At 71.0% G+C, this 23,553-nt stretch carries 19 protein-coding genes; 4 read left to right on the forward strand and 15 right to left on the reverse strand.

What is annotated here, in order from left to right:
- Nucleotides 1-63 precede the first annotated feature (63 nt).
- On the forward strand, nucleotides 64-936 hold the full coding sequence (locus tag AB0K05_RS16510; protein WP_364230407.1) for an alpha/beta fold hydrolase: 873 nt from the start codon (nucleotides 64-66) through the stop codon (nucleotides 934-936).
- On the opposite strand, the gene fxsT is transcribed toward AB0K05_RS16510, so the two are convergent.
- The 15 genes from fxsT to AB0K05_RS16585 all read right to left on the reverse strand — a co-directional run bounded on the left by fxsT (nucleotide 905) and on the right by AB0K05_RS16585 (nucleotide 19,813).
- On the reverse strand, nucleotides 905-4,798 hold the full coding sequence (fxsT, locus tag AB0K05_RS16515; protein ID WP_271274941.1) for an FxSxx-COOH system tetratricopeptide repeat protein: 3,894 nt from the start codon (nucleotides 4,796-4,798) through the stop codon (nucleotides 905-907). The genes AB0K05_RS16510 and fxsT overlap by 32 nt on opposite strands.
- Nucleotides 4,795-6,057, reverse strand: a complete 1,263-nt coding sequence (locus AB0K05_RS16520) for a TIR-like protein FxsC (RefSeq protein ID WP_333485682.1) — start codon at nucleotides 6,055-6,057, stop codon at nucleotides 4,795-4,797. Before AB0K05_RS16520 ends, fxsT begins: the two co-directional genes overlap by 4 nt.
- Nucleotides 6,035-6,877 carry an AAC(3) family N-acetyltransferase gene (locus AB0K05_RS16525; RefSeq protein ID WP_271274943.1) on the reverse strand — a complete coding sequence of 281 codons (843 nt, stop codon included), beginning with the start codon at nucleotides 6,875-6,877 and terminating at the stop codon, nucleotides 6,035-6,037. The genes AB0K05_RS16520 and AB0K05_RS16525 overlap by 23 nt, the downstream gene beginning before the upstream one ends.
- Nucleotides 6,874-9,099 carry an FxsB family cyclophane-forming radical SAM/SPASM peptide maturase gene (locus AB0K05_RS16530; RefSeq protein ID WP_364229873.1) on the reverse strand — a complete coding sequence of 742 codons (2,226 nt, stop codon included), beginning with the start codon at nucleotides 9,097-9,099 and terminating at the stop codon, nucleotides 6,874-6,876. Before AB0K05_RS16530 ends, AB0K05_RS16525 begins: the two co-directional genes overlap by 4 nt.
- 21 nt (nucleotides 9,100-9,120) lie before the next feature.
- Nucleotides 9,121-9,297: an FxSxx-COOH cyclophane-containing RiPP peptide gene (gene fxsA, locus AB0K05_RS16535; RefSeq protein WP_364229875.1), complete on the reverse strand. Its 177-nt coding sequence runs from the start codon at nucleotides 9,295-9,297 to the stop codon at nucleotides 9,121-9,123.
- 243 nt (nucleotides 9,298-9,540) lie between these two features.
- Nucleotides 9,541-10,428, reverse strand: a complete 888-nt coding sequence (locus AB0K05_RS16540; RefSeq protein ID WP_364229877.1) for a DUF4231 domain-containing protein — start codon at nucleotides 10,426-10,428, stop codon at nucleotides 9,541-9,543.
- A 32-nt stretch (nucleotides 10,429-10,460) separates the two neighbouring features.
- The gene (locus tag AB0K05_RS16545; protein WP_271274947.1) at nucleotides 10,461-10,937 is read right to left on the reverse strand and encodes a hypothetical protein; all 477 of its coding nucleotides are present in this window, start codon (nucleotides 10,935-10,937) and stop codon (nucleotides 10,461-10,463) included.
- Between the two features lie 88 nt (nucleotides 10,938-11,025).
- A complete protein-coding gene (locus tag AB0K05_RS16550; RefSeq protein WP_271274948.1) occupies nucleotides 11,026-11,466 on the reverse strand; it encodes a hypothetical protein in 441 nt (146 codons plus the stop codon).
- A 40-nt stretch (nucleotides 11,467-11,506) separates the two neighbouring features.
- Nucleotides 11,507-12,748, reverse strand: coding sequence for a leucine-rich repeat domain-containing protein (locus AB0K05_RS16555; RefSeq protein ID WP_364229879.1), 1,242 nt, complete (start codon nucleotides 12,746-12,748; stop codon nucleotides 11,507-11,509).
- A gap of 27 nt (nucleotides 12,749-12,775) precedes the next feature.
- Complete coding sequence (cutA, locus tag AB0K05_RS16560) at nucleotides 12,776-15,136, reverse strand: aerobic carbon-monoxide dehydrogenase large subunit (RefSeq protein WP_271274950.1); 2,361 nt, start codon at nucleotides 15,134-15,136, stop codon at nucleotides 12,776-12,778.
- Nucleotides 15,133-15,627: a (2Fe-2S)-binding protein gene (locus AB0K05_RS16565; RefSeq protein ID WP_271274951.1), complete on the reverse strand. Its 495-nt coding sequence runs from the start codon at nucleotides 15,625-15,627 to the stop codon at nucleotides 15,133-15,135. Before AB0K05_RS16565 ends, cutA begins: the two co-directional genes overlap by 4 nt.
- Nucleotides 15,624-16,508 carry an FAD binding domain-containing protein gene (locus AB0K05_RS16570; protein WP_271274952.1) on the reverse strand — a complete coding sequence of 295 codons (885 nt, stop codon included), beginning with the start codon at nucleotides 16,506-16,508 and terminating at the stop codon, nucleotides 15,624-15,626. Before AB0K05_RS16570 ends, AB0K05_RS16565 begins: the two co-directional genes overlap by 4 nt.
- Nucleotides 16,505-17,863, reverse strand: coding sequence for a solute carrier family 23 protein (locus tag AB0K05_RS16575; protein ID WP_219543228.1), 1,359 nt, complete (start codon nucleotides 17,861-17,863; stop codon nucleotides 16,505-16,507). The genes AB0K05_RS16570 and AB0K05_RS16575 overlap by 4 nt, the downstream gene beginning before the upstream one ends.
- A 139-nt stretch (nucleotides 17,864-18,002) precedes the next feature.
- Complete coding sequence (locus AB0K05_RS16580) at nucleotides 18,003-18,206, reverse strand: RNA-binding S4 domain-containing protein (RefSeq protein WP_148030437.1); 204 nt, start codon at nucleotides 18,204-18,206, stop codon at nucleotides 18,003-18,005.
- Between the two features lie 11 nt (nucleotides 18,207-18,217).
- Nucleotides 18,218-19,813, reverse strand: coding sequence for a PucR family transcriptional regulator (locus AB0K05_RS16585; protein WP_148030436.1), 1,596 nt, complete (start codon nucleotides 19,811-19,813; stop codon nucleotides 18,218-18,220).
- A gap of 131 nt (nucleotides 19,814-19,944) precedes the next feature.
- On the opposite strand from AB0K05_RS16585, the gene AB0K05_RS16590 reads away from it, so the two are divergent.
- From AB0K05_RS16590 to AB0K05_RS16600, 3 genes are read left to right on the forward strand one after another with little or no spacing between them, the layout of a single operon-like run.
- Entirely contained in the window at nucleotides 19,945-20,796 is an 852-nt protein-coding gene (locus AB0K05_RS16590) for a DUF2877 domain-containing protein (RefSeq protein WP_219543227.1), read from the forward strand.
- Nucleotides 20,793-22,154, forward strand: coding sequence for an FdrA family protein (locus tag AB0K05_RS16595; RefSeq protein ID WP_364229884.1), 1,362 nt, complete (start codon nucleotides 20,793-20,795; stop codon nucleotides 22,152-22,154). Before AB0K05_RS16590 ends, AB0K05_RS16595 begins: the two co-directional genes overlap by 4 nt.
- Nucleotides 22,151-23,548 carry a DUF1116 domain-containing protein gene (locus AB0K05_RS16600; protein WP_219543225.1) on the forward strand — a complete coding sequence of 466 codons (1,398 nt, stop codon included), beginning with the start codon at nucleotides 22,151-22,153 and terminating at the stop codon, nucleotides 23,546-23,548. Before AB0K05_RS16595 ends, AB0K05_RS16600 begins: the two co-directional genes overlap by 4 nt.
- The last annotated feature ends 5 nt before the right edge of the window (nucleotides 23,549-23,553 follow it).

Genomic DNA, 23,553 nt, shown 5'->3' on the forward strand with positions numbered 1-23,553 from the left:
CACGATTCTGGGAAAATCCACCGTGAGCCGCACACCGCGTGGAGGTGCTTCTTGGCCATCGAGGTGGTCGCATCCGACGGAAGAAGACTCGCAGTCGAAGACAGCGGAAATCCTGACGGCTACCCGATCGTTCTCCTGCACGGCACCCCGGGCAGCAGGTTCGGCCCCTCACCCAGGGCTGGGGTGCTGTATCGGCTCGGTATCCGGTTGATCAGCTTCGACCGGCCCGGCTACGGGCACTCGGAGCGCAGGCCGGACCGTACGGTGTCCGATGTGGCCTCGGACGTCGAGGCGATCGCGGCGGCGCTGGGCCTGGGCAGGTTCGGGGTGGTCGGCCGCTCAGGCGGCGCACCGCACGCGCTGGCCTGCGCGGCGCTGCTTCCCCACCGGATCACCAGGGCGGCCGCCCTGGTCGGCCTGGCGCCGCCAGGCGCCGAGGGGCTCCACTGGTTCGACGGGATGCACGAGTCCAACATCGTGGAGTACGGCGTGGCCCGGACCGGACGCATCGCGGTGGCCGCCCGGCTGACCGTGGCAGCCGAGCAGATCCGGGCGGACCCGTTCAGCAAGGTTCTCGGGCTCCGCGAGCAGGTGCCCGAATCGGACCGCAAGGTGGTGGCCGACGACGGAATCCGGCGCATGCTCGTACGCAACTTCGCCGAAGGGCTCCGCGAGTCGGCGGATGGCTGGGTGGACGACGTGGTCGCGCTCACCAGCGCGTGGGGATTCGATCCGGCCGACATAACCGTCCCGACACTGCTCTGGCATGGCGAGGACGACGTGTTCTCTCCCGCCGGCCACACCAGCTGGCTCGGCAGCCGGATCCCCGGGGCGCTGGTGCGGATACAGCCCGACGCCGCCCACTTCGGTGCCCTCGACGTGCTGCCCGAGGTGCTGCTGTGGCTCAGGTCGGCTGAGGCTCCAGATCCCGGTTGAGCCTCTCCCACTCGTGTGCGGCGACCACACTGGGATGGCTGCCCCCGAGCGTGACGGCGAGCCTGTCGAGTGCCTTGGCGTGCAGGAGCTCGGCGTCCGCCCGCTGACCCACCTCCCGCAGGGTGATAGCCAGATTGGCCTGGCAGATCAGGCTGTCCGGGTGCTCCGGCCGCAGGCACCGGCGCAGCCCGTCGAGCGCGCGCACCTCCAGAGTCCGGGCCTGTTCCAGGTCTCCCAGGTCGGCGGCGCAATTGGCGAGGTTCACGGTGCACGCCAGCGTGAAGGGGTGGTTCTCGCCAAGCCGATGGCGGAAACTCTCCAGCACCCGCTCGCCTTCCCGGTGGGCCGGCTCCACATCCCCCACGGCACGCCGGAGGACCATCAGGTTGTTGGCCGCCACGAGCGTGTAGGGATGGTCGACGCCGAGCAACTCCGTGTAGTCCTCCACGACCTTGGCCGTCATGTCGCGGGCGCTTTCCTTGTGACCCATGACCGACATGCAGGTGGCGACCTCCAGCGCGGCCGCCTTGGTCTCCGGCGCGGAGGGGTACAGCCGCTGGTAGCGCTGGTAGGTGTCCTGCACGAGACCGAGCGCCTCCTGGTACTGCCCGGCCTTGCGCAGTGAGACCGCCAGGCTTTTGCCCGCGCGCAGCGTGTGCAGGTAGTTCTCGCCGAGCACCTCCCGGTAGAGGGGGAGCGCTCCCTTGAGCAGTTCGATCGAAGCCTGGTACTCACCCGCCTCGCGCATGTCCCGCGCCAGGTTCTGGGTGGTGTTCAAGGTGTCGGGATGGGATGGCCCCATCACGGAACTGGCCTGCATTCTGCGGCGCGTCTCCTGGTCCAGTTCCATGGCGCTGTAGGGGTCGCCTACCAGGCGGTAAGAGACCGCCAAATTGTTGGCCGAGGTGAGCGTGCGCGGATAATCCTCGCCATAGGCGTCCTTCCACCGCTCGTACGTCTCCCTGTCCATCGCCAAGGCCTCGTCGAACCGCCCCAGCGCGCGGAGGTCGGCGGCGAGCGAACCCGACGTCAACATCGTGTAGTAGTGGCTGTCCCCGTACAGGGAGCGCTGCGCGTCGCGCACCTCCTCGTCCAGCTCGCGGGCCTCCTCGAAGCGGCCAAGCGAGCGCAGCGCGTTCGCGATCTGAAACTGCAGGTGCAGCCGCTGCCCGTCCCCAGCGCCGAACTCCGCCTCCCACGTACGCGCCAGCTCCTGTCCGCGGGCGAGGGCGTTCTCGAAGTCGCCGCGCTTGTACAGATAGCGCACGTACTCGGTGAGCAGGAGGCGCACCTGCTCCTCGGTACAGGTGATGGCGCCGGACGGGCCCAGGTGCGGCCAGAGCAGCTCGTACTGCGGCCAGTTCTCGGGATCGTCCACCTCACCCTGCCGGGGGCGGGCGGCGGCCAGGATCCGGTGCACCTCGTGCTCCGCCGTGAGCGCTTCCTCCTCCCTCATCCGGGAACGGATGACCTTCTGCACCAGGCGGTGCACCTGGATCGTGTTGTTGCCCTGGTCCACCTGGGCCAGCGCGTAACGGCCGATGTCCCTGATGATGCGGCCCAGTACGAGTTTGTCGCGCAGCGTCTCGTCGAACGGTCTGAGGACCTCCAGCATCCGATCGCTGTACACCAGCGACTGGGAGATCGACTCGGGCGCGAAGAAGGCGCAGAGCTGGAGCAGGCGTCCGGCGGCCGGTGACCGCACGTTGAGCTGGTTGAAAGAGATCTCCCACGTCGCGGCCACCGAGTGGGGATAGTCATCGGGTTGGTTGAGATCGAGCGTATTGAGCGTCTGCGTCTCCAGTTCGGTGAGGTACATGCCCGCCGACATGGAGGTCTCCTCCAGCCACGCGGCCGCCTGCTCGATCGCCAGCGGCAGATAACCCAGAGCGTCCGCGATCTGCAGAGCCTCATCGGCTGCCAGTCTCGGGACCCGGCGCAGCAGGTGCTCGACGCCCTCCTCGCGACTGAACACGTCGATCTCCAGCGGGACGGCCACACTGGACCACGCCTGGCTGCGCGAGGTGATCAGGACGTGACCGGGGCCGCCCGGCAGGAACGGCCGCAGCGCCTCGGCGTCCTCGGCGTTGTCGAAGGTGAGCAGCCAGCGAGCGTGCGGCTGCCCGCGCCGTAGCGCCTCCAGCGCCGCCTTGGCTCCATCGGCGATGCTGTCGCCGAACCGGATGCCGAGGCGCACGGCCAGCGCCGCGAGCGATCGGTTGATCTCACCGACATCGTTGCTGGGGACCCACCACACCAGCCCGTAGTCGGCCTTGAACCGGTGGGCGTACTCGAGAGCGATCTGGGTCTTGCCGACGCCGCCCAGGCCGAAGAGGGCCTGCGGCCGCGACCCCAGGTCATCGCCGCCCACGAGCCGGTCGCGCAGCGACTCCAAGATCCTGTTTCGCCCGGTGAAGGAGGCGTTCCTGGTCGGCACGCTCCAGACGTCCGGTGAGTGGAGGGGGAACCGGAATGACGGTGACACGGCCGGTATGTCGTAACCCGACACGTCGTCCGGCCTGCCCACGACCCGCAACAGCGTCTCGGCCGCCTGTTCCGCCCCGAGTGAGGCCAGGTCGACCGCCGGTCGTTCGGTGAAGGGCACGGCTCCGCGGTACTCGCTGACCATGAGCGGGATGACCTGGCGGGAACCGAAAGCGTCGGCACCGAGCGGATGCGGCACCTGGGTAGAGCGGGCGACACGCGCGTACGCCCCGGACAGCAGCACGAGAACGCAGCCCTCCCCTTCGGGAGCGCTCTTGCCGGCGATCCGCGGCACCACCCGGAAGCCCGCGTGGGTGAGCACCGCAACGGCCCAGTCCGCCCACATGCGGTCCTCCGGCACGTAGCTGAGCAGCAGGTCGGCCTGCTGCACCGGCTGCTTCCTCGTGTACGCCTCCAGGAACCTGGTGCGCGTGGCCTCGTCCATGCCCGGGAAGGAGGTGACCCGGCCCTCGGTGATGAACTCCGTGAGCCGTTCGTACGCCGCCAACAGCGAGGTGGGCGACCCCGGCAGATCACCGAAGACCGCCAGCGTCTCCTCGAAGGCGTAGAACCTCTTGTACGGGATCTCCACCCGTCCCCAGTACTGCTGCGCCTCCTCCGGGGACATGCCTCCCGGGAACTTCTCGAACTTGCTGCGGGCCAGCGCCCGGCCCGCGTCGAGCTTCTCCTTCTCGCCGTCGTCGATCCTGGCCGGCACGGGGAGGATGCGGATCTTGCGAGCGGCGTAGCGTTCGTGGATGTAGCGCGCGACCTTCGCGGCACCCTCGATGCTCTGGTCCGCCATGGTGAAACAGTCGACGAGGATGTCGGGCATCTGCATCGTGCAGATGTCGGCGATGTCGCTGAGGCCGGTCCGGCTGTCGATGAGCGCGTAGTCGTACTGGGCCTTCATGTCGGCGCGTAGCGCGTCCAGGAAGGAGCCACCGCCGATCCGCCCGTAGAAGTTGTCCCAGTCGAAAGTGGTCACCAGGGAGGAGTAGTCGCGGTTCTGCTGACCCGCGGAGAGGAAGTAGAGCATCCCGGCGGCGGGGAAGTCCCACTCGACCGGAACGGCGTGCGGCGAGACCTTCGCGTAGTCGCGATACCAGTCGGCGCCTTCGTGCTCGCGGGTGGCCTCCCAGGAGTAGTTGCTGACGATGTCGATGACTCCCTGGCTCGACTCGATGAGCCGGCTGTCGAGGAAGGGGTGGAAGTACTTGTGCAGTCCGGGCGATTCCAGATCCCAGTCGATCGCCAGCACGCGCAGACCGTTGCTCGCCAGCAGCCACGCCGTGTTCGCCAGCGCCATGGTCCTCCCCGCCCCGCCTTTGTAGGAGTAGAACGTCACGACCTGGCCCTCGTGCTCGCTCTCCGTCATTGATCCTCCAAAAGCCGAGGCCGGCGCCCCTTCTGGCCGCTCGGGGGGAACGTTCTGACCGATCTGAAGAAGTGGCTGGCCGCCCGGGCGACGATCTCCGGGAAGGCGTCGCGGAACGCCTCGACCGACACCACGTCCCGCGACTCTGGGCTGTCGTACTTCCTCGGCAGGGCCTCGTGCAAGCGGTTCTCAAGGTCACCCTTGACCTGTTTGGTCTGCGGGTCGGACCGGTTCCACGGCACGACGACGCTGATCCACGGCCGGTCGCTCGCATCAAGGCGGAGCAACTCGTCCCGGGCGCCGGGACGCGTGACCTGCCAGGGGTCCAGCAGCATCAGCTCCGGTCCTTCCGGCTCCCCGGAGCCGAGCATCTGTGCCATGTACTGCTCGAAGCCGACGACCTCCGCCTGGTATCCATGCTCCTCGGCGAGCTCGCAGGCGAGGTCGGCGAGCGGCCTGGCATCGTCCTGGTCGCGGAACGGGCTCCACTGCGCGGGCACGCGGCCGTAGTAGAACGCGTTGCGCCCCTCGGGCAGTGCATCGGCGATCGCCGCGATCACCGTCACCTTGAGCGGGCGGCGAACCCCGTAGTCGCCGAAGACGCTGGTGAGCTGGTCGTAGGGAAGCGGCTCGCAGGGGGCAACGTTGGTGGTCTCGGCGACGGTCACGATCCTTCTGGCGATCTGGTACGTCGCGTCCCGGAGATGGCTCCACAGGCGTGGCAATTCGGTCAGCCCGTGGAATCCGTCGCGCAGGTAGCGCTCGCCGGCGTTCTGTAACGAGTACTGGATCGGCCTGGCCACGACGGGCAACTGCTCGACGGGCACCGGATGCCACACCAAAGGGACGATCGCCTGCGGTTCGCGGCCCTCGGCGTCACGTTGCGCGTGCACGCGGTGCAGGAAAGCGGCCCACTCTTTCCCGCACTCCTCGCTGGTGAAATAGCGGGGAGAATATACCGGAACGAACACCTTACAGGTCGCCAGGGCGTCCGCCAGTCGGTCAGGCCATCGGTCGCCCGAATCCATCCCCTGATCCATGAATCCGGCTTCCGATTCAGAGCAATCCGTCATGTTGAGGATGTTTCTGCAGAGGTTGCCAAAGAGCCTGGTAAGAGGCTTGTTCGGGTTGGCTCTGGGGTTGAAGCGCTGCTGCGGCAACCGTGCGTAGCTGAGGAAGAAGTAAGGCCGAGGCCTCCCGCCACCTGACATCTGCCTCCCTCCGCTGTGGTATTTCCTACACCTTTCTCCGCATCGCATACCAGCGAGTGGCGAAATCGACCGCACCAGGCATGGAGATCAGCCGGCATTCGGCCTGGCCCACCCGGCCAATGGCAACATTTCCGGATCTTTCATATTCCGCCCCGAGCTGAGCCATATCACTGGCGTCCAGTTCGACGTCCTCGTACTCCCACCACTGTGCCCCCTGGCCGAAATCGACCACGCAGCGGTAACGCCGCCGGGGCGGGCTCGCACAGTATCGGTACTCCCCCAGATGGAAGGCGGTGCACCGGTCATAGCCGACGCCCAGCAGAAGGATGTCGGCGTCTGCCTCGTACAGCTTGGCCAGCGGCGAGGACTCCCCCAGGTGGCAGCGCGGATCATGCCCTTCCATGAGCTCCGCGGCACGCGCGCCGACTGCGGCGAACGATGTCTGCGGGTGGGCGCTGCGCACGGCCTCCGGCAGTACGCGCACGGTCTCGGCCAGCCGCCCCATGCCCTGTGATGGCGTGGTGGCCCGGTCGAATGCGGACATCCCCGCTTTATGAGCGGCGATCTCGGCCGTGGTCATACCCTCGACTGCCCGGCGGAAGAGCGCGGAGGTGTCGGAGTTCCCGGCCGTGTGGGTCGGGACCACGAGGGTCCCCTCCGCCCCCAGCAACGACCGCAACGCGGATACCACGGCGCCGGCTTCAAAACCGAGCCCGAGTCCTCGCAGGGACGCGTGGACCACCAGCACCCGTCCCGCCCGTACTCCCAGCTCGCGCAGCTCGCCCTCCAGGACGCTCGTTCCACGCCAGGCTCGGCGATCGTCCAGGGCAAGGCTCCGCACGGGCGGCCGGCGAAGGAGGACGTTCATCCGGCGCCGCCCGGCTCGGCGATCATCCGCGTCACAGCCTCGCGCATGCGGGCGACGAACAGGTCGCCGAGCGGTGTCAGCGATCCGGACCCAGCGAGCGTCTCGACGGCGCTTGCGGTGTGGCGTCCCCAGCGCAGGAAGCGCTCTCCGCGCGGCTCGTGGACGCGCCAGAAGTCGGTGACCGCCAGATGAGCGTAGGTGCCTTGGAGCAGTCCCTCCAGCGGGCGCGGGTCGTCGCGCCAGGGAGCCGGGAAGCGCCGGGGGTCGTTCTCGTCGTACAGGTCGAACAGATCGAGCAACGCGCCCAGCTTGACATGCTGGAACTCGTGCATCAGGAGTAGCGCCAGCGTGGCCGGATCGCGCGGCAGAGCTGCGGCCACCGCGCCGAACGCCTGCCGGGCCGCCGAGCTGGCCTCGCGGCCGGGAGGCGGCGGTGCCAGGACCGTCAGCGTATTCAGCCCGGCACGGATGCCTTCGGCGTAACTGGGGTGCTCCCGCTCGACCAGCCGCCAGGCGGCGTCGAACGCCGCCTGCCAGGCGTCCGCCTGCTCGTCTGACAGCGGCGGTGCGACCGGCCACTGGTGGCAGTCGCGGTAAGGGTCGGAGTCCTCCAGCAGGATCTCGTAGCCGGTCCCCGAGGTGAGCGTGCGGACGGACCGGCTGGCGGTCTCGCGCCCGTCGAGCAGGATGCCGTCCGGCCCGGCGGTCAGCAGGGCGGTCTCACCCCGCACCGGTCCCAAGGTGGCTACGGTCGGCAGGTGGACGAGGCCGTCGTGCGCCTGCACCAGCAACTCGGCCTCGGCTCCGGCGCGGACGACGGCGGCCGCGGCGATGTTGGCCAGGTAACGGGCCGGACTCCTCCCCTTCACGCACTGTACGGCCCAGGCACGGACGTAGGGGTGGGTGAGCACGCGGCGCGTCTCGTCGGGCGCGCGGGACTCCATGTCCACAAGAACGTCCCAGGCGGCGCGGGCGTCCTCCCGGGTGCGCAGCGTGGTCATCAGGGCTTGCTGAAGGCTGCGCTGCGACGCCGCCAGCCAACGTATGTCCTGCTCGCCGCCCAGTCCGCGGGCCAGAGCGTCGAGCGTGTGAGCCGGCAGGACGTGCCGCTGTATCTTGATTTCCCCCCGGACGTTCGTGATGAGCTTGTAGAGATCTGGACAGAAGACGCTGGGCTCGTCGAACCCGGCGCCGGACCGGTAGCGGTGCGGGTAGAGGCCGCCTCCGCAACTGCTCACCACTGGGCACTCCCGGCAGATCCGGCTGAGCCCCGCGAGACCCGTCCGCCGCGCCACCACTCCCGGATGCGCGGCGACCGCGTCGAGGTCGTGACTGAAGACGTTCATACCGGTGCCTGCTGCGCCCTCATAGGCGACCTTGAGCGAGTCGACCTGCTCGTAGGTGCCGTCGGTCTCGATCACGACCAGGGCGCTGGGCTCCAGCCCTATCGCCTCCGTCAGGCTGGATCTCCCATGGGTGGTGCGGATGATCGAGTTGAAGAGGCGGACGTCAACCGGCCTGCCGCCCTCCTCCCACAGACGGAAGACCGACAGTAGCCAGTCGGCGTAGGGCGCGGGCCGGCCGGCCGGGCGCGGCGGCGGATCGTCCCAGGTGGCGTGCGGAAGCAGGAAGTCCACGTGCGGCGGCTCGAAGCGCAGGAGCGCCCGGTAGACGTTGGCGGGGTCGTTGGCCAGGTCGATGGTGCACAAGATGCCGCCGTAGATGCCGGGCCTGCTCTGGAGCAGCCGTAGGGCTCTGCTGACCTGGTCATAAGAGCTGCGCCCGTCTGCGTAGCGGCGATGGAGGTCGTTGGCCCGCCGATCCCCGTCGAGCGAGACGCCGACGCGGACGCCATGCTCGGCGAACAGATCGCAGAACCCCTCGTCGAGCAGGAGTCCGTTGGTGTGGATCCGGATGTCGACCTCGGGTACGAACGACAGGGCGTCGCGCAGGATGCTCAGGAGCCTGCCCAAGAGGGGGCGTCCGGCGAGTAGCGGCTCCCCGCCATGGAGCACGATGCGGACGTCGTCCAGGCGGTGGAAGCGCGCGTGTTCGGCGATCCGGCCCGCCGTTCGAGCAACGATCTCCTCGGACATGGCTCGCGGACGAGAATTCCAAGATTGATCCGCTTTGGTGTATACGTAGCAATGATCGCAAGCAAGATCACAGCGACTGTGCACCTTGATGATGAATTGCGAGAGAGGGGCGCCTCTGCCGCTCATGACCTGACTCGTCCTGCCCGCTCAGATGGACGAACTGAATGCCGCGACAGGCACCCGCCGGACTTCCTCCACCTTGGGCACGACACGGCTGAGAGCCAGAGCCAGCTCCTCCTCGCCGACCGCCTCCATCTCGGCGAGCCGCAAATCCGCGAATAGCGCAACGTCCGAAATGAGCCCCGTGGGCAGCTGTGCGGCCATCATGGAATCCTGGTTCTTGTTGAGGTGATATGAATGTTTGGAACGTCGATTCGACCTGAGGGGAAACGAGTCAAAGACCGGTACCCAGCGTCTCATAGCTTGGAAGTGCAGGCATGGCTTTTCAGTGACTCCTAATTCACGGATTGTAATAGGAGGTTCACCAGCGGTTGGCGACATAGGTCTATCGCCAGGGGCAAGCAATCGTTACCGTGGGTCAGCGTCTTCCCAGGTCGGGGACATGGCTTAGTGATCCATCGCCTCGATGCTGTGAGATGCGGCCCACAGCATGTGCTCCTTGGAGATCGTCTCCTCGGTCTCGTCCACGAAATGCGCCCAGTCCCGCTCCAGCACCGGCCATCGATCCTCGATGGCGATCACGCCGAGTTCCAGGGCTGTCACCGCGTACGACTGCGCCAGCCAGCGGTACTGCCGGGTTTGCGTCCACGCGATCCCCGCCACGGCCAGCGCCCCCACGATCCCCGGCACGTCCAGTTCGATCACCCGGGCGGCGCCGAGCACCGCCGCGACCAGCCCGACCGCCTCGATCGACGCCAGTGCCACGGACCAGCCCACCGCCCACCGCTCGTTCCGCTGCGCCTTCACCCAGTACCAGCGCCGCTGATCCTTGATGCGCCCGTGCCGGTAGCACTCTTGCCGCTCCTTGAGGGTGAGCGCGCGGATCCTGCGCATGTCCTCTGTGACGGCCTCCCCCTCCTCAGCGGGCGACCGCGTGGGGATGCCCCGGAAACGGGTGGCGATGTGCATCATCCTGCTCAGCAGGAGCGCGTCCGGATCGTCTGGCCCGTCCGCCATGCCGAACGGCTGTCCCCCCACGATGTACCGCCAGACGAGTGACTTGGCGGATTCAGCCGCCGCCCTGGCCTCGTGCCAGTGTCTCTCGGGCCGGGCCGTCAGCAGGTAGACCTCGGTCACGAGGGCGACCGCGAGCGCCGAGCCGGTGATCAGGGCCGCGATGTTGAGCAGCCCGTTCTCGATGCTGAAGGTACCGAAGACGGCCGCTATGGCGAGGGAGACCAGGCGCACCAGCGTGGAAGCGAGAAACCTTCGCTGACCGGCGATCGCGCTCCGGTCCGCCAGGTGGAACAGCTCAGGGAAGTGAGCGAGGTCCATGCACCCGAGCCGATCCTGCCCGGCCTTCGGCGTCAAGGCTCGCGCAGGGCACCCTCGGGCCAGACTATTCGCACTTCTATGCTCAGGCGCCGGGCGTCGCGGACCACGTCGGCGGTCCCGCCCGTGCCCCTCGCCGGCCGGCCGTCCCAGACCGCCACCAGCACGTCGGCGTCTCGCAGCAGCAGCGCGTTGGCCGACGCGTACGCCTCCGGAGAGGGCCGGTCGAACGGCGCCCGGAGCACTCTGGAGGCGAGGCCCAGCCGGAGGTCGTACCCGCACCGCACGACCTCCGGCAGCCCTGGGCCGTACTGTCGGGCCGGCACGACGGCCTCCAGCCGCCCGCCGAGTTCGAGGACGACGTCAGCGAAGATTTGGTCGCTCCCCGGTGCTAGGCACGACACGCCGACCATGTCGCCGCCGAAAGGCCGGAGGATCTCCCGTATCGCCGACCGCACCAGGGCCGCCGTTTCAATGCTCAGATCCCGGTGTCCGCTGATCGCGATGCGCACTCGCCCTCCCCTGGCGCGGGCCGTCCCAGATGTTGTCCCTCAAGCGTGGGGCTGGCACACTTCGAGTTCGGTCGCGCCGGGGGCAAGGTCAGTAGCCGGAGCCGGCGTCGTTGCCGGGGGCGGGCGACTGGCTGACGCGGTGGTCGCTCAGGTGCAGGTCGCCGTCGAGCGGGATCTGCAGGGCCTCCAGCACCTCCAGGTCGGCGAGCACGGTCCACCTGGGGCCGACGAGGTGCGGCTTGTACTCGGGCGCCTGGTCCATCCAGGCGTCCTTGCCGTCCTCCGTGGCGAAGGTGCTCACGAAGAACTCGCCGTCGTCCGTCTTGCAGTAGCCGGTGCGGATGTCGGAGGCGTCGACCTGGATGCGCGGGGCGCAGCCCACCTTGTCGGCGAGCTGCTCCACGGTGAGCGCCGGCAGTTGCTCCTGCTTCTGGCCCGCGGCGACGTAGTCGCCGTCGCCGCCGGGGGTGCATGCGACGAGGAGCCCGGCCAGCAGCCCGAACGCGGCCAGACGTGGAAAAGTCGTCATGTGCCGAGATACGCAGGATCCGTGAGGACGGTTCACCCGTTCAGCGTAGGATGACGCAGCCGCGGGCGGCCAGGTCGCGCAGGGCGGACGGTTCGTCGTCGAGCTTGTTCCAGCGCAGGTCGAGCTTCTCCAGGGCGGGCGGCAGCGCCGGAAGACGGCGCAGCCGGTTGTTGCGCAGGTCGAGATGGGTGAGCCGGGTGAGCGGTGACAGATCGGGCAGCTCGCGCAGGACGTTGTCGCGCAGGTCGAGTACGCGCAGCTCGCCCAGCCCGGCGATCGACGGGGGCAGGGCGCCCAGCCGGTTGCCCCTCAGGTGGAGCTCGCGGAGCCGGCCCAGGCCGCCGATGCCCGCCGGGAGCGACTCCAGCCGGTTGCCGTAGAGCCTGAGCTCGACCAGGGAGGCCATCCGGCCGAGGCTCTCGGGCAGGGCGCGCAGCCGGTTGTCGGTGAGGCCGAGGTAGGCGAGCCGGTCCAGGCGGCCGATGGCGGCGGGCACCTCGGTGAGCAGGTTGTCGCTCGCGTACAGGTAGTCGGTGAGCGGCAGGTCGCCGAGCTCCGCGGGGAGGGACGTGAGCCGGTTGTGGCCCACGTCGAGCATGCGCAGCGACGTGAGGCCGGCGACGGCGGGCGGCAGCTCGGTGAGCGCGTTCTCGGCGACGTTGAGCGTCTCCAGCCGGGTCAGCCGCCACAGCGCCGCGGGCAGCCCGGTGACCCGGTTTCCGCCGACGGACAGGTGGCGCAGCCGGTCGCCTAGGCGGTCCGGCAGCCGCTCGACGACGTTCCCGTACAGGGAGAGGGTCTCCAGGGCGGGCGGGAGGGGTGGGACCTCGGTGAGCCGGTTGCCGTCGGCGTGGAGAGCGCGCAGGGCCTTCAGACGCGACAGGTCGGGCAGCGCGCGCAGCCTGTTGCCGTCGAGGCGCAGTTCCTCCAGCTCGGTCAGCTCCCCGGCCCACGCGGGCAGCTCGGTGAGCTCGTTCCAGGCCAGGTCGACCAGCCGGACGCGGGCCGCCCCGGCCGCGTCGCCCGGGAACCGAGTCAGCCCGGCGCCGGGCACCCGCAGCTCGACCGCCTGTTCTACCGCCTGTCCGGCCCCGTGTCCGGCCGCCTGTTCTACCGCCTGTCCGGCCCCGTGTCCGGCCGCCTGTTCTACCGCGCGTCCGGCCCCGTGACCGGCCGCCTGTCCGGCCGCCTGTCTGGTCGCCTGTCCGGCCGCGTGTCTGGCCGCCTGTTCTGCCGCTGTGGTCTGGGGGCCAGGGGCGGCGCCGGTCCGGTCCGTTCGCATGCCGCAGATCCTGCCATGGGCGGACGATCAGCCGCGCAGGTCGAACAGCTCCGACGGGGAGATCGGCATGCGGTCGATGTCGACGCCCTCCGCGTCCTCGATCGCCGAGGCGATGACCGCCGACACCGGGATCACCCCCGCCTCCCCCGCTCCCTTGATGCCCAGCGGGTTGAGCGGCGACGGGGTCTCCAGGTGGGCGGTCTCGACGTGCGGGATCTCGGTCGCGTACGGCATGAGGAAGTCCATGAAGGAGGCGTTGACGAGCTGCCCGTGCGAGTCGTACACCATCCGCTCGTAGAGCGCGCCGCCGATGCCCTGCGCCACCCCGCCGTGGATCTGGCCCTCGACGATCATCGGGTTGATCAGCTTGCCGCAGTCGTGCACGACCGCGTACCTGAGGACCTTGATCTCGGCCGTGAGCGGGTCGGTCTCGACGACGGCCGCGTGCATGCCGGCGGCGAAGGTGGAGCGGATCGGCGAGTAGTAGTCGCGGCCCTCCAGCCCCGGCTCGTCCCCCTCGGCGACCGGCGGCCGGTCGGGCGAGGCCCCGCCCGACGACTGGCCGGAGAACTGGGTGGCCCTGGCCGCCTCGTCGTCGAACGCGTACCGCAGCGGGTTGGCCAGCACCGCGACCGTGGACAGCGGGACGGCCGCCTTCGGGTCGCCGACCACGTGCACGATGCCTTCGGTGATCTCCAGGTCGGCCGGGTTCGCCTCCAGCGCGTCGGCGGCGATGCGCAGCGCCTTCTCGCGCACCTTGCGGCAGGCGAGCGCGATCGCGTTGCCGCTCATGACCGCGGCCCGGGAGGCGAACGTGCCGACCGCGTACCCGAACCTGCGGGTGTCGCCGGTGACCACGGACACCCGCTCGATCGGCACGCCCAGCTCGGTGGCGGCGATCTGGGCGAACACGGTCTGGTGTCCCTGCCCCTGGGAGGTGAGCCCGGTGGAGACGTGCACCCGCCCGTCCGAGGTGATCTGCACGTGCCCGCCCTCGTACGGGCCGACGCCGGTGCCCTCGACGTAGCAGCCGATGCCGATGCCACGGTTCGGGGCGCGCTCGAAGTCGTCCCAGCCGATCAGCTCCTTCACCAGGCGGAGCATCTCGGGGTAGTCGCCGCTGTCGTAGATGAGCGGCCGGCCGTCCTGGAAGGTCATGCGCTGGTCGTACGGGAACTCGTCGGGCTGGATGAAGTTGGCGGCGCGCACCTCGGTGCGGTCCCTGCCCAGATGGCGGGCGATCTTGTCCATCGTCCGCTCCATGCAGAACACGCCCTGCGGGCGGCCCGCGCCCCGGTACGGGGTGACCTGCACGGTGTTGGTGTAGACGGAGGAGAATTCGACCCGGTAGGCGCCGAGTTTGTACGGCCCGAGCAGCTGGGTGGAGGTGATGATCGGCACGATGATCCCGTACGGGGTGTAGGCGCCGTGGTCGTGCAGGATGCGCACGTCCATGCCGAGCACCCGGCCGTCGTCGTCGAAGCCGACCCGCACGTGCTGCACCTGGCCGCGCTCGTGCGCGGAGGAGATGAAGTGCTCGCGCCGGTCCTCGGTCCACTTGATCTCGCGGCCGAGCAGCATGGCGGCCCACGGCACCAGGATCTCCTCCGGCCACGGGTGCACGATCTTCACCCCGAACCCGCCGCCCACATCGGGCGCGATGACCTCGACGCTGGTCAGCGGCAGGCCGAGCGCGGCCGCGATGGCCATGCGGACGCTGGTGGAGGTCTGGGTGCTGGAGTAGACGCGCAGGTCGGCGCCGTCCCAGCGGGCGTACACGCCGCGGCCTTCGAGCGGGGTGCTGGCGCTGCGCTCGATGTCGAGCCGGAACGACAGGGTGTGCGGGGCGGCGTCGATCGCCTCCCCGGCGCTCAGCCCGGACGCGGAGGGCACCTCCTGCACCAGGTGGGCGCCGATGTTGCCGGGCACGTCCTCGTGCACGAGGTGGCCGCTCTGCACGGCGTCCTCCAGGCCGACGACCGGCTTGAGCGGCTCGTAGTCGACCTCGATGAGCCCGCAGGCGTCCTCGGCGAGGTAGCGGTCGGTGGCCACGACCATGACGACGGGCTCGCCGACGTGCCGCACGGTCTCCTTGGCCAGCGGGTAGGCGGTGCGGCCGTGGGTGAGCGCCGGGTGCGGGATGAGCAGCGGCAGCGGCCGGCCGACCCGCTCGGGCAGGTCCTCCCAGGTGTAGATGGCGATCAGGCCGTCGACGTCGAGCGCGGCGGTGACGTCGACGTCGCGGATGCGGGCGTGCGCGTGCGGGGAGCGCACGAACGCGGCGGCCAGCGCGCCGGAGCCCAGGTCGTCGAGGAACCGGCCCTGCCCGGTGAGCAGCCGGGGGTCCTCGCGGCGCTGCACCGGCTCTCCGAACAGCCTGGTGGTCATGACTCCTCCGCCTTCAGCTCGGCGGCGCGGTGGACGGCCTTGACGATGTTCTGGTATCCGGTGCAGCGGCACAGGTTTCCCGAGATGCCCTCCAGCACCTCCTCGTCGGTGGGCGCGGGGTTCTCCTCCAGCAGCGCCGTCACCGTGCAGAGGAAGCCGGGCGTGCAGAAGCCGCACTGCAGGGCGTGGCTCTCGCCGAACGCCCGCTGCACCGGCGACATCCCGTCCGGCCCGGCCAGCCCCTCCACGGTGGTGATCTCGTGCCCGTCGGCGGTGACGGCCAGCATCAGGCAGGAGCGCACCGGCCGGCCGTCGAGCAGCACCGTGCAGCAGCCGCACACGCCGTGCTCGCAGCCGACGTGGGTGCCGGTCAGGCCGAGGTCGTGGCGCAGGCAGTCGGACAGCAGCCGCCTGCCCGGCACCCGCACGCGGCGGGCGGTGCCGTTCACGCCGAGGGTGATCTCGTGACTCGAATCCGTCCCGGTGCTCATCCAGCCGCCTCCCTGGCCGCGTCCTTGACCGCCTGCTCGGCCAGCACCCCGATCAGGTGGAGCCGGTACGCCGCGGAGGCGTGCACGTCGCCGTCCGGCTCGGCGCGTTCCCGTACGGCCCCGGCGACCCGCGACCAGGGGACGGTCGCGGCGGGCCGGCGTTCGCAGGCCTCGGTCACGTCGACCACGACCGGGACGGGGCCGACGCCGACGCAGCCGACCCGGGCGGCGCTGATGTGCAGGTCCTCGTCGAGCGTCACCACCGCGCACACCCCGGCGAGCGCGTAGTCGCCGTGCCGCCTGGCGATCTCGCGGAAGGCGGTGCCGGTGCGCGGCGGCAGCGCGGGGAAGAACGCGGAGACGGCCAGCTCGCCCGGCTCGGCCGCCGACTCCATGGGGCCGGTGAAGAACGCGCCCGCGGGCACGTCCCTGGTCACCACCCCGTCCGGCAGGCCGGACGCGCCGGGCGCGCGGCGTGCCAGGCGCACCGAGCCGTCGAGTACGGCGAGCACGGCGGGCAGTTCGGCGGCCGGGTCGGCGTGCACGAGGCTGCCCACCACGGTGCCCCGGTTGCGGATCACCGGGTGGGCCACCAGCCGGAGCGCCTGGACCATGAGCGGGTGCGGGGCGGCCCGCTCCACCTCGGCGTGCCGGGCCAGCGCGCCCACGGTGACCCCGCCGGGGGCCGCGTCGATCGAGCTCAGCGCGCCGAGCCGGTTGATGTCGACCAGGTGGTCCGGCGCGGCGATCCGCATGTTGAGCATCGGGATGAGGCTCTGGCCGCCGGCGAGCACCTTGCCGCGCGGCCCCGCCCCGGCCAGGATCTCCAGCGCCTCGCCGAGGTCGCGGGGGGCGTGGTACTCGAACGGCGGCGGCTTCACCCTGCCTCGATCCTGACGGGTTCGGGGGTGCGGCGGGCGATGACCCGGAGCAGGTGCCAGCCGCCCACCACCACGATGGTGCCGAGCGCGATGCCCTCAAGCCTGAAGTCGCTGCTGATCAACTGCTTCACCGGTCCGATGGCCAGGATGATGCCCGCGCCGATCGGGACCATGTTCACCGGATCGGCGAAATCCACCCTGTTCTCGATCCAGATCTTGGCGCCGAGCAGGCCGATCATCCCGTACAGGATGACCGTGATGCCGCCCAGCACGCCGGACGGCGTGGCTGAGACCAGCGCGCCGAACTTGGGCATCAGGCCGAACAGGATCGCGATGACGCCGGCGATGTAGTAGGCGGCGGTCGAGTAGACCTTGGTGGCGGCCATGACGCCGATGTTCTCGGCGTAGGTGGTGGTCGGCGAGCCGCCGACCGAGCTGGCGACCACGGTGGCGACGCCGTCGGCGGCGATCGCCCGGCCCATGTACGGGTCGAGGTCCGTCTTGGTCATCTCGCCGACGGCCTTGACGTGGCCGATGTTCTCCGCGACGAGCGCGATGACGGCGGGCAGGACCAGCAGCACGGCCGAGGTGTGGAAGCTGGGCCAGGTGACGGGCGGCAGACCGAACCAGTCGGCCTCGGCCACCCCGCTGAGGTCGACCCGGAAGTGCGCGGCGACCTGCACGGCGCCGTCGTCGTAGGCGGGCACCATGCCGAAGACCCGGTCGGCGGCCCAGGAGAGCACGTAGCCGGCGACGAGGCCGACGAGGATGGCGACGCGGCCGACGAAGCCCTTGAACGCCACCACGACGACGAACGTGATCAGCATCGTGAGCAGGGCCATCCACTGGTCCTGCGGCCAGTAGACGTCCGCGACCACGAACGCGAGCCCGAACCCGATGAGCATGACCACCGCGCCGGTGACCGGCGGCGGGAAGATCTTGTTGATGACCTGGACGCCGAGGAAGTGGACCGCGAGGCCGATCAGCGCCAGCACGAACCCGGCCACCAGGATCGCGCCCACCACGACGGAGCTGGCCTCGGGCGAGTCGCCGCCGAACAGCGCCCTGATCGCGAGCACGCCGCCCACGAAGGAGGCGCTCGTGCCCAGGTAGCTGGGCACCTTCCCCTTGACGATCAGCAGGAACAGGATCGTGGCGACCCCGGACATCATGATCGCCATGTTCGGGCTGAGCCCCATCACCAGGGGGAAGACGAACGTGGCGCCGAACATCGCCACGACGTGCTGGGCGCCGAACCCCACCATGCGGGGCCAGCTCAGCCGTTCGTCCGGCCTCACGACCTCGCCTGGTGCCAGATGCTTGCCGTCGCCGTGCTTGGTCCACCCGAATGCCATGTGAACCCCTTTTCACCGGGCCGCTGCTTGCGGGCACATTAGGCCAGCAGGCGCGCTGGTACACGGGCATGATCTGCCAAATCTGCCCGGTTGACCAGTGGTCCCGTTGCGCACTTCTGCCCGGCGGGGCCGGTGATCGTCAGTGGACGTGGATGGTGAAGCCCTCACCGGTGACGACCTGGCCGGAGCGGATCTTGGCCGTCTTGCGCAGCTCCACCTCGCCGTCCACCTCCACCATGCCTTCGGCGACGAGCATCTTGGCCAGGCCGCCCGTCTCGGTGACCCCGCAGTACTTCAGCAGGTCGCAGAGCGGGATGTAGTCGGAGCGCAGTTCGAAGTCCACGCCTGCCAACCCTAGATGCCGCGCATCCTCAGCACGTGCAGGGCCAGGGTCAGGTTGAGCCGCAGGTGCGGGTCGTCGGTGAAGTTGCCCAGCAGCCGCTCCAGTTTCCCGATGCGGTAGCGGAGCGTGTTGTAGTGGAAGTGCAGCCGGCGGGCGGTCTCGGCCACGTTGAGGTTGGTCTCCAGCAGGACCTGCAGGGTGCGGCGCAGGTCGGCGTTCTCGGCGTCGTCGTCGGAGGCCAGCGGGCCGAGCGTCTCCCGGACGAACGCGTGCAACTCGTCGGTGTCGTTGACCAGCGACAGCAGCCGGTAGACACCGAGCTGGTCGAAGTGCGCGACGGCGCCGGGCCCGTGCAGCTGGCGGCCCACCCGGGCCGCCTTCAGCGCCTGCGAGTACGCCTCCGGTAACGTCTCGGGGCCGCGGCTGGGGCGGGAGGTGCCGGTGGAAAAGGTCACGGGCGGCGTGTCGGCGAAGGCCGAGGCGGCGTCCTTGGCGATGCGGGAGGCGTCCACCGAGGCGTCCACCACGGCCACCACCTCGTGGGAGAAGCCGGCCACCGCGCCGCGCGGGTCGTGCCGGCGCATCGCGGCCGTCCAGCAGGTCACCAGCCGGTCCTGGGCGGTGCGCTCGTCGCCGTCGGGGTCGAGCTCGGCCACCAGCACGGTCACCGGCCGCTCCAGGTCCCAGCCGAACGCCCGCGCCCTGACCACCACCCGCTCGGCGGAGCCGGCCCGGCCGGTGAGCACGTCGCGCAGGAAGTCGGCGCGGTACTTGCTCTCGACCGCGTTCACCGCCTCCTGCCGGGTGACGGCGAGCGCGGCCACGGTGGCGGCACGTTCCAGGATGCCGACGTCGCTGTCGCGGATGTCGCCGGACGGGCTGTAGGCGACGATCCGGCCGTGGTGGTGCCCGCCCGCGATCACCGGCACCGACACCGCGGTGCGGGCGCCGGGCGACGCGGCCGCGCCGGGCGGCCAGTCGCGGGTGATGGACTCGCGCAGCGCCGCCTCGTGCGGGCCCGCCGACGCCAGCACCCGGCCGCGGCCGTCGACGGCGGCCACCGACACGTCCAGCAGCGCCGCCACCTCCGTGGTGACCTCGTCCAGCCCGCCGCCGGCCAGCACCACCTGCACCAGCGCCCGGTGCGCCTCCTCTGCGCGGACGAGCACGGCCGCCTGCCGGTTGAGGATGTCGGTGAGCACCTGGTTGAGGATGTCGTCGAAACCGACGTCGTTCGGCAGCAGGATGAGCGGGAAGCCGAGCCGGTCCGCCTGCTCGGCCATCGCCGACGGCAGCTCGTCGACGTACCGTCCGAGCTTGATGGCCAGCGCCGCCAGCCCGCGCTCGTCCAGGTCGGCGACCAGGCGGCCGAGCGACTGCGGCGTGTTGCGCAGCGGGTAGCCGGTGGTGAGCAGCAGCTCGTGCGGCTTCACCCAGGCCAGGATGTCGGGCACCTCCATGACGTTGAGGCGTTGCACGATACGGCCCAGACCGCTCTCCCCCGCGATCAGCCGGGCCTCCGCGAGGGTCGACACGCCCAGCAACTCTCCGACGGACACGCCGTGGATGATCGTTCCCGTGCTGGCGAGACGAACTGGGGGCTCCATGTACAGATTGTGGCCCCACATACCGTCTGTCAGGAAGAGCCAGTCTTCCCGCTGACTGTTGGCAAATTTCTCCGTACGGGCGGTTGCCGGGCCCGTTCTACGGTCAGGTCCAGGGTCGGTAGGGAGGTCCGGTGACGGTCGGTACTCACGTGAGGCGGGTACGCGCGCACGTCACGGGCGCCGCGAGCACCGCGGTGCGCCCGGTCCTGGAGGCTTCGAGGCGGCCCGCCCGGGTGCTCGCCGCGTTCCCCGCCGGGATCTACCTGGAGGTCAGGACCGAGCTGGAGCCCGCGGTGATCGCCGTGGTGACGGGACCTGCCACCCGGCTGCCGAACTCGATGCTGCTCGCCGGAGCGCTGCCGCGCGTGACCATGGGTGACGAGGCCTTCGTAGGGGACGGCTCGGTGGACGTCGGCGGGCTGAGTCTGCGCGCCCGCCGCTGGTGGGACCCGTCTCCGCGGCTGGGCGAGGTCGATCCGGCGACGCTGCCGCCGCCGTCGGCGCTGGCCGGGCGGGGCACGCCGGGCCTGGACGGCAACGACGCGGTCGAGCTGCTCGCGGCCAGTTGCGCCTCCGGGTGGCTGCTGGGCGCGGTGACGGCGGCCGAGCGGCTGGTCGGCCTCGGTCCCGGGCTGACGCCGAGCGGCGACGACGTGCTGGCGGGGCTGCTGGTGACGCTGCGCCACCTGGGGGCGGCGACCGGCACCGCGCGGGCGGTCGACCTGGCCGGGTGGCTGGGGGCGACCGTCACGTTCGACGCGCGCACCCGTACCACGCCGATCTCCGCGACGCTGCTGCACTGCGCTGCGCGCGGCGAGGCGTGCCCGGAGGTGCTCGCGGTGCTGCGCGGCCTGACCGGGCGGCAGCCGCTGGGGCCGGCGCTGCGCCGGCTGTGCGGGCTGGGCCACACCTCGGGCGCCGACCTGGCGCAGGGCATCGCGATCGGGCTGGAGACCGTACGCGCGCTGGGGGGACGGGGATGAACGACACGGTCTTCGTACGCGAGGGCGTCTACCACGACTCGGTGGCGCTGATGCGGGTGAGCAGGGCGCTGTCCGAGCTGCCTGGCACGGCGGTGGCGATCGTCGCCATGGCCACGGAGCTCAACCTGGAGCTGGCCCGCGACCTGGGCTTCGAGCTGCCTCCGGCCGGTCCGGGCGACCTGCTGGTCGCGCTGCGCGGGCCGGACACCGCGGCGGCGGCGCACGAGCTGGACCGCCACCTGGCGGAGCTCTCCTCGGCGGGGCCGGCGCGGGAGGCCGAGCAGCCGCCGCTGACCACCCGCTCGGCGGCGCGCGGCGGCGGCGCGGACCTGGCGCTGGTGTCGGTGCCGGGCGAGCACGCCTTCGCCGAGGCGATGGACGCGATCGAGGCCGGGCTGCCCGTCATGGTCTTCAGCGACGGGGTGCCGGTCGGGTTGGAGCGGCTGCTGAAGGAGCGCGCGGACGAGCGCGGCGTGCTCGTCATGGGACCCGACTGCGGCACGGCCGTGGTCGGCGGGGTGGGGCTGGGGTTCGCCAACGTGCTGCGTCCCGGGCCCGTCGGGCTGGTGGCCGCGTCGGGGACCGGCGCCCAGCAGGTGAGCTGCCTGCTGGACCTCGCGGGCGTGGGGGTCAGCCACGTGCTCGGCGTCGGCGGCAGGGACCTGTCGGCGGCGGTCGGCGGGCTCTCGACGGTGCGGGCGCTGCGCATGCTGGACGAGGACCCGGCCACGGAGCTGATCGTGCTGGTCTCCAAGCCGCCGGACCCGGAGGTGGCGGGGACCGTGCGGGAGGTCGTGGAGTCGCTGCGCACGCCGGTCGTGGAGGCGCTGCTCGGCTCCGGCACCGACCTCACCGCCGCCGCCGAGGCCGCGCTGCGCGCCCTCGGCCGCCCGGTGCCCGCCTGGCCCTGCTGGGACGGCTCCGCCCGGAGAGCCGTGACGGTGGCAGGCGAAGATCCCGGGCCGCTGATCGGGATCTACTCCGGTGGGACGCTGTGCGCCGAGGCGGCGCTGATCGCCGGGGCCGGGGAGTTCACCGACTACGGGGACGACGTCTACACCCGGGGCCGGGCGCACCCGATGATCGACCCCACGCTGCGGCTGGAGGCCCTGGGCAAGGTGCCGCCGGGCGGCGTGGTGCTCATGGACGTGGTGCTCGGCCACGCCGCCGACCCCGATCCCGCCGCCCGGCTCGCCCCCGCGATCGCCGCCCTGCCCGCCGCCGTGGTGGTCGCGCTGATCGGCACCGAGGCCGACCCGCAGGACCTGCTCCGGCAGGCCGCGGCGTTCCGCGACGCCGGGGCCGTCGTGTTCACCTCCAACGCGCAAGCCGCCCGGCACGCCAGGGACTCGCTATGACACTGCTCGACGGCCCGCCCCATGTCATCACGGCCGGCGCCGGCCTGCTCGCGGACGCGCTGCGCGAGCAGGCCGCCGCCGTCACCGGCGTCTCCTGGCGCCCGCCCCTGGCGGGCACCGCGGACGCCCTGGCCAGGGTGCTCGCCGACCCGCGCAGGCAGGCGGCCAACGACCTGGCGGTGCGCCGCCTGGTCTCGGCCCGCCCGGAGCTGGCCGGCGTACGGCGGGCGTCGGAGGTGCTGCGGACGGCGGAGCGCACGTTCCTGCACGCGGGCCCGCCGATCACCTGGGAGCGGGCGTCGGGCCCGATGCGCGGCGCGCTGATCGGCGCGATGCTGTTCGAGGGGTACGCGGACGACGAGCGGGAGGCGGCGGCCAGGCTCGCCGCCGGGGAGGTGCGGCTGGAGCCGTGCCATCAGCACGCGGCCGTGGGCCCGATGGCGGGCGTCGTCAGCCCGTCCATGTGGCTGTTCGAGGTGCGCGACACCGAGCACGGCGGCACCGCGTACTGCTCGCTCAACGAGGGCCTGGGCAAGGTGCTGCGCTACGGCGCGTACGGGCCCGAGGTGCTCGACCGGCTGCGCTGGATGGACGGCGTGCTCGGGCCCGCGCTGTCGGCGGCGATCGGGCTGACGGGGCCGCTGGACCTGCGGTCGCTCATCGCGCAGGCGCTGCAGATGGGCGACGAGCTGCACAACCGCAACCGGGCGGCGACCTCGCTGCTGCTGCGCGAGCTGGCCCCGGCGATCTCGGACGCGGCTCCGGGCCACGCGTCGGAGGTGCTGCGCTTCATCGCCGGCAACGACCACTTCTTCCTCAACGCGGGGATGGCCGCGGCCAAGGTGAGCACCGACGCGGCCCGGGACGTGCCGGGTTCGACCCTGGTCGTGGCCATGGCGCGGAACGGCACAGACTTCGGCGTGCAGGTGTCGGGGCTCGGCGGCCGGTGGTTCACCGGGCCGGCCGGGGTGCCGGACGGGCTGTACCTGGGCGCGTACGGGCCCGGCGACGCCAACCCGGACATCGGCGACTCCACCATCACCGAGACGTCCGGGCTGGGCGGGTTCGCGATGGCGGCGGCCCCGGCCATCGTCCGGTTCGTGGGCGGCGAGGTCGCGGACGCGGTGGCCGCCACGCGCTCGATGTACGAGATCACGCTGGCGGAGCATCCCGCCTACCAGATCCCGGGGCTCGGCTTCCGCGGCACGCCCACCGGCATCGACGTCACGCTCGTCGCCAGGACCGGTCTGCTGCCCGTGGTGAACACCGGAATCGCGGGCAGGATCGCGGGCACCGGGCAGGTCGGCGCGGGGCTCGTCAGCCCTCCCGCGGAGGCGTTCACGGCGGCTCTGCGGGCGCTGTCGGACGCGGTGGCTGATCCTTTCGAGGTATAGCGAAA

The organism is Nonomuraea sp. NPDC049486, from assembly GCF_040676925.1.
Classification (GTDB): domain Bacteria; phylum Actinomycetota; class Actinomycetes; order Streptosporangiales; family Streptosporangiaceae; genus Nonomuraea; species Nonomuraea ferruginea.

Coding starts and splice junctions, on each gene's coding strand:
- AB0K05_RS16550 (WP_271274948.1), bottom strand. CDS start 11,466: ATGACGACTTTTCCACGTCTGGCCGCGTTCGGGCTGCTGGCCGGGCTC.
- AB0K05_RS16565 (WP_271274951.1), bottom strand. CDS start 15,627: ATGAGCACCGGGACGGATTCGAGTCACGAGATCACCCTCGGCGTGAAC.
- AB0K05_RS16520 (WP_333485682.1), bottom strand. CDS start 6,057: ATGCGATGCGGAGAAAGGTGTAGGAAATACCACAGCGGAGGGAGGCAG.
- AB0K05_RS16585 (WP_148030436.1), bottom strand. CDS start 19,813: ATGGAGCCCCCAGTTCGTCTCGCCAGCACGGGAACGATCATCCACGGC.
- AB0K05_RS16540 (WP_364229877.1), bottom strand. CDS start 10,428: ATGGACCTCGCTCACTTCCCTGAGCTGTTCCACCTGGCGGACCGGAGC.
- AB0K05_RS16595 (WP_364229884.1), top strand. CDS start 20,793: ATGAACGACACGGTCTTCGTACGCGAGGGCGTCTACCACGACTCGGTG.
- AB0K05_RS16555 (WP_364229879.1), bottom strand. CDS start 12,748: ATGCGAACGGACCGGACCGGCGCCGCCCCTGGCCCCCAGACCACAGCG.
- fxsT (WP_271274941.1), bottom strand. CDS start 4,798: ATGACGGAGAGCGAGCACGAGGGCCAGGTCGTGACGTTCTACTCCTAC.
- AB0K05_RS16525 (WP_271274943.1), bottom strand. CDS start 6,877: ATGAACGTCCTCCTTCGCCGGCCGCCCGTGCGGAGCCTTGCCCTGGAC.
- cutA (WP_271274950.1), bottom strand. CDS start 15,136: ATGACCACCAGGCTGTTCGGAGAGCCGGTGCAGCGCCGCGAGGACCCC.
- AB0K05_RS16530 (WP_364229873.1), bottom strand. CDS start 9,099: ATGAGCGGCAGAGGCGCCCCTCTCTCGCAATTCATCATCAAGGTGCAC.
- AB0K05_RS16575 (WP_219543228.1), bottom strand. CDS start 17,863: ATGGCATTCGGGTGGACCAAGCACGGCGACGGCAAGCATCTGGCACCA.
- fxsA (WP_364229875.1), bottom strand. CDS start 9,297: ATGGCCGCACAGCTGCCCACGGGGCTCATTTCGGACGTTGCGCTATTC.
- AB0K05_RS16600 (WP_219543225.1), top strand. CDS start 22,151: ATGACACTGCTCGACGGCCCGCCCCATGTCATCACGGCCGGCGCCGGC.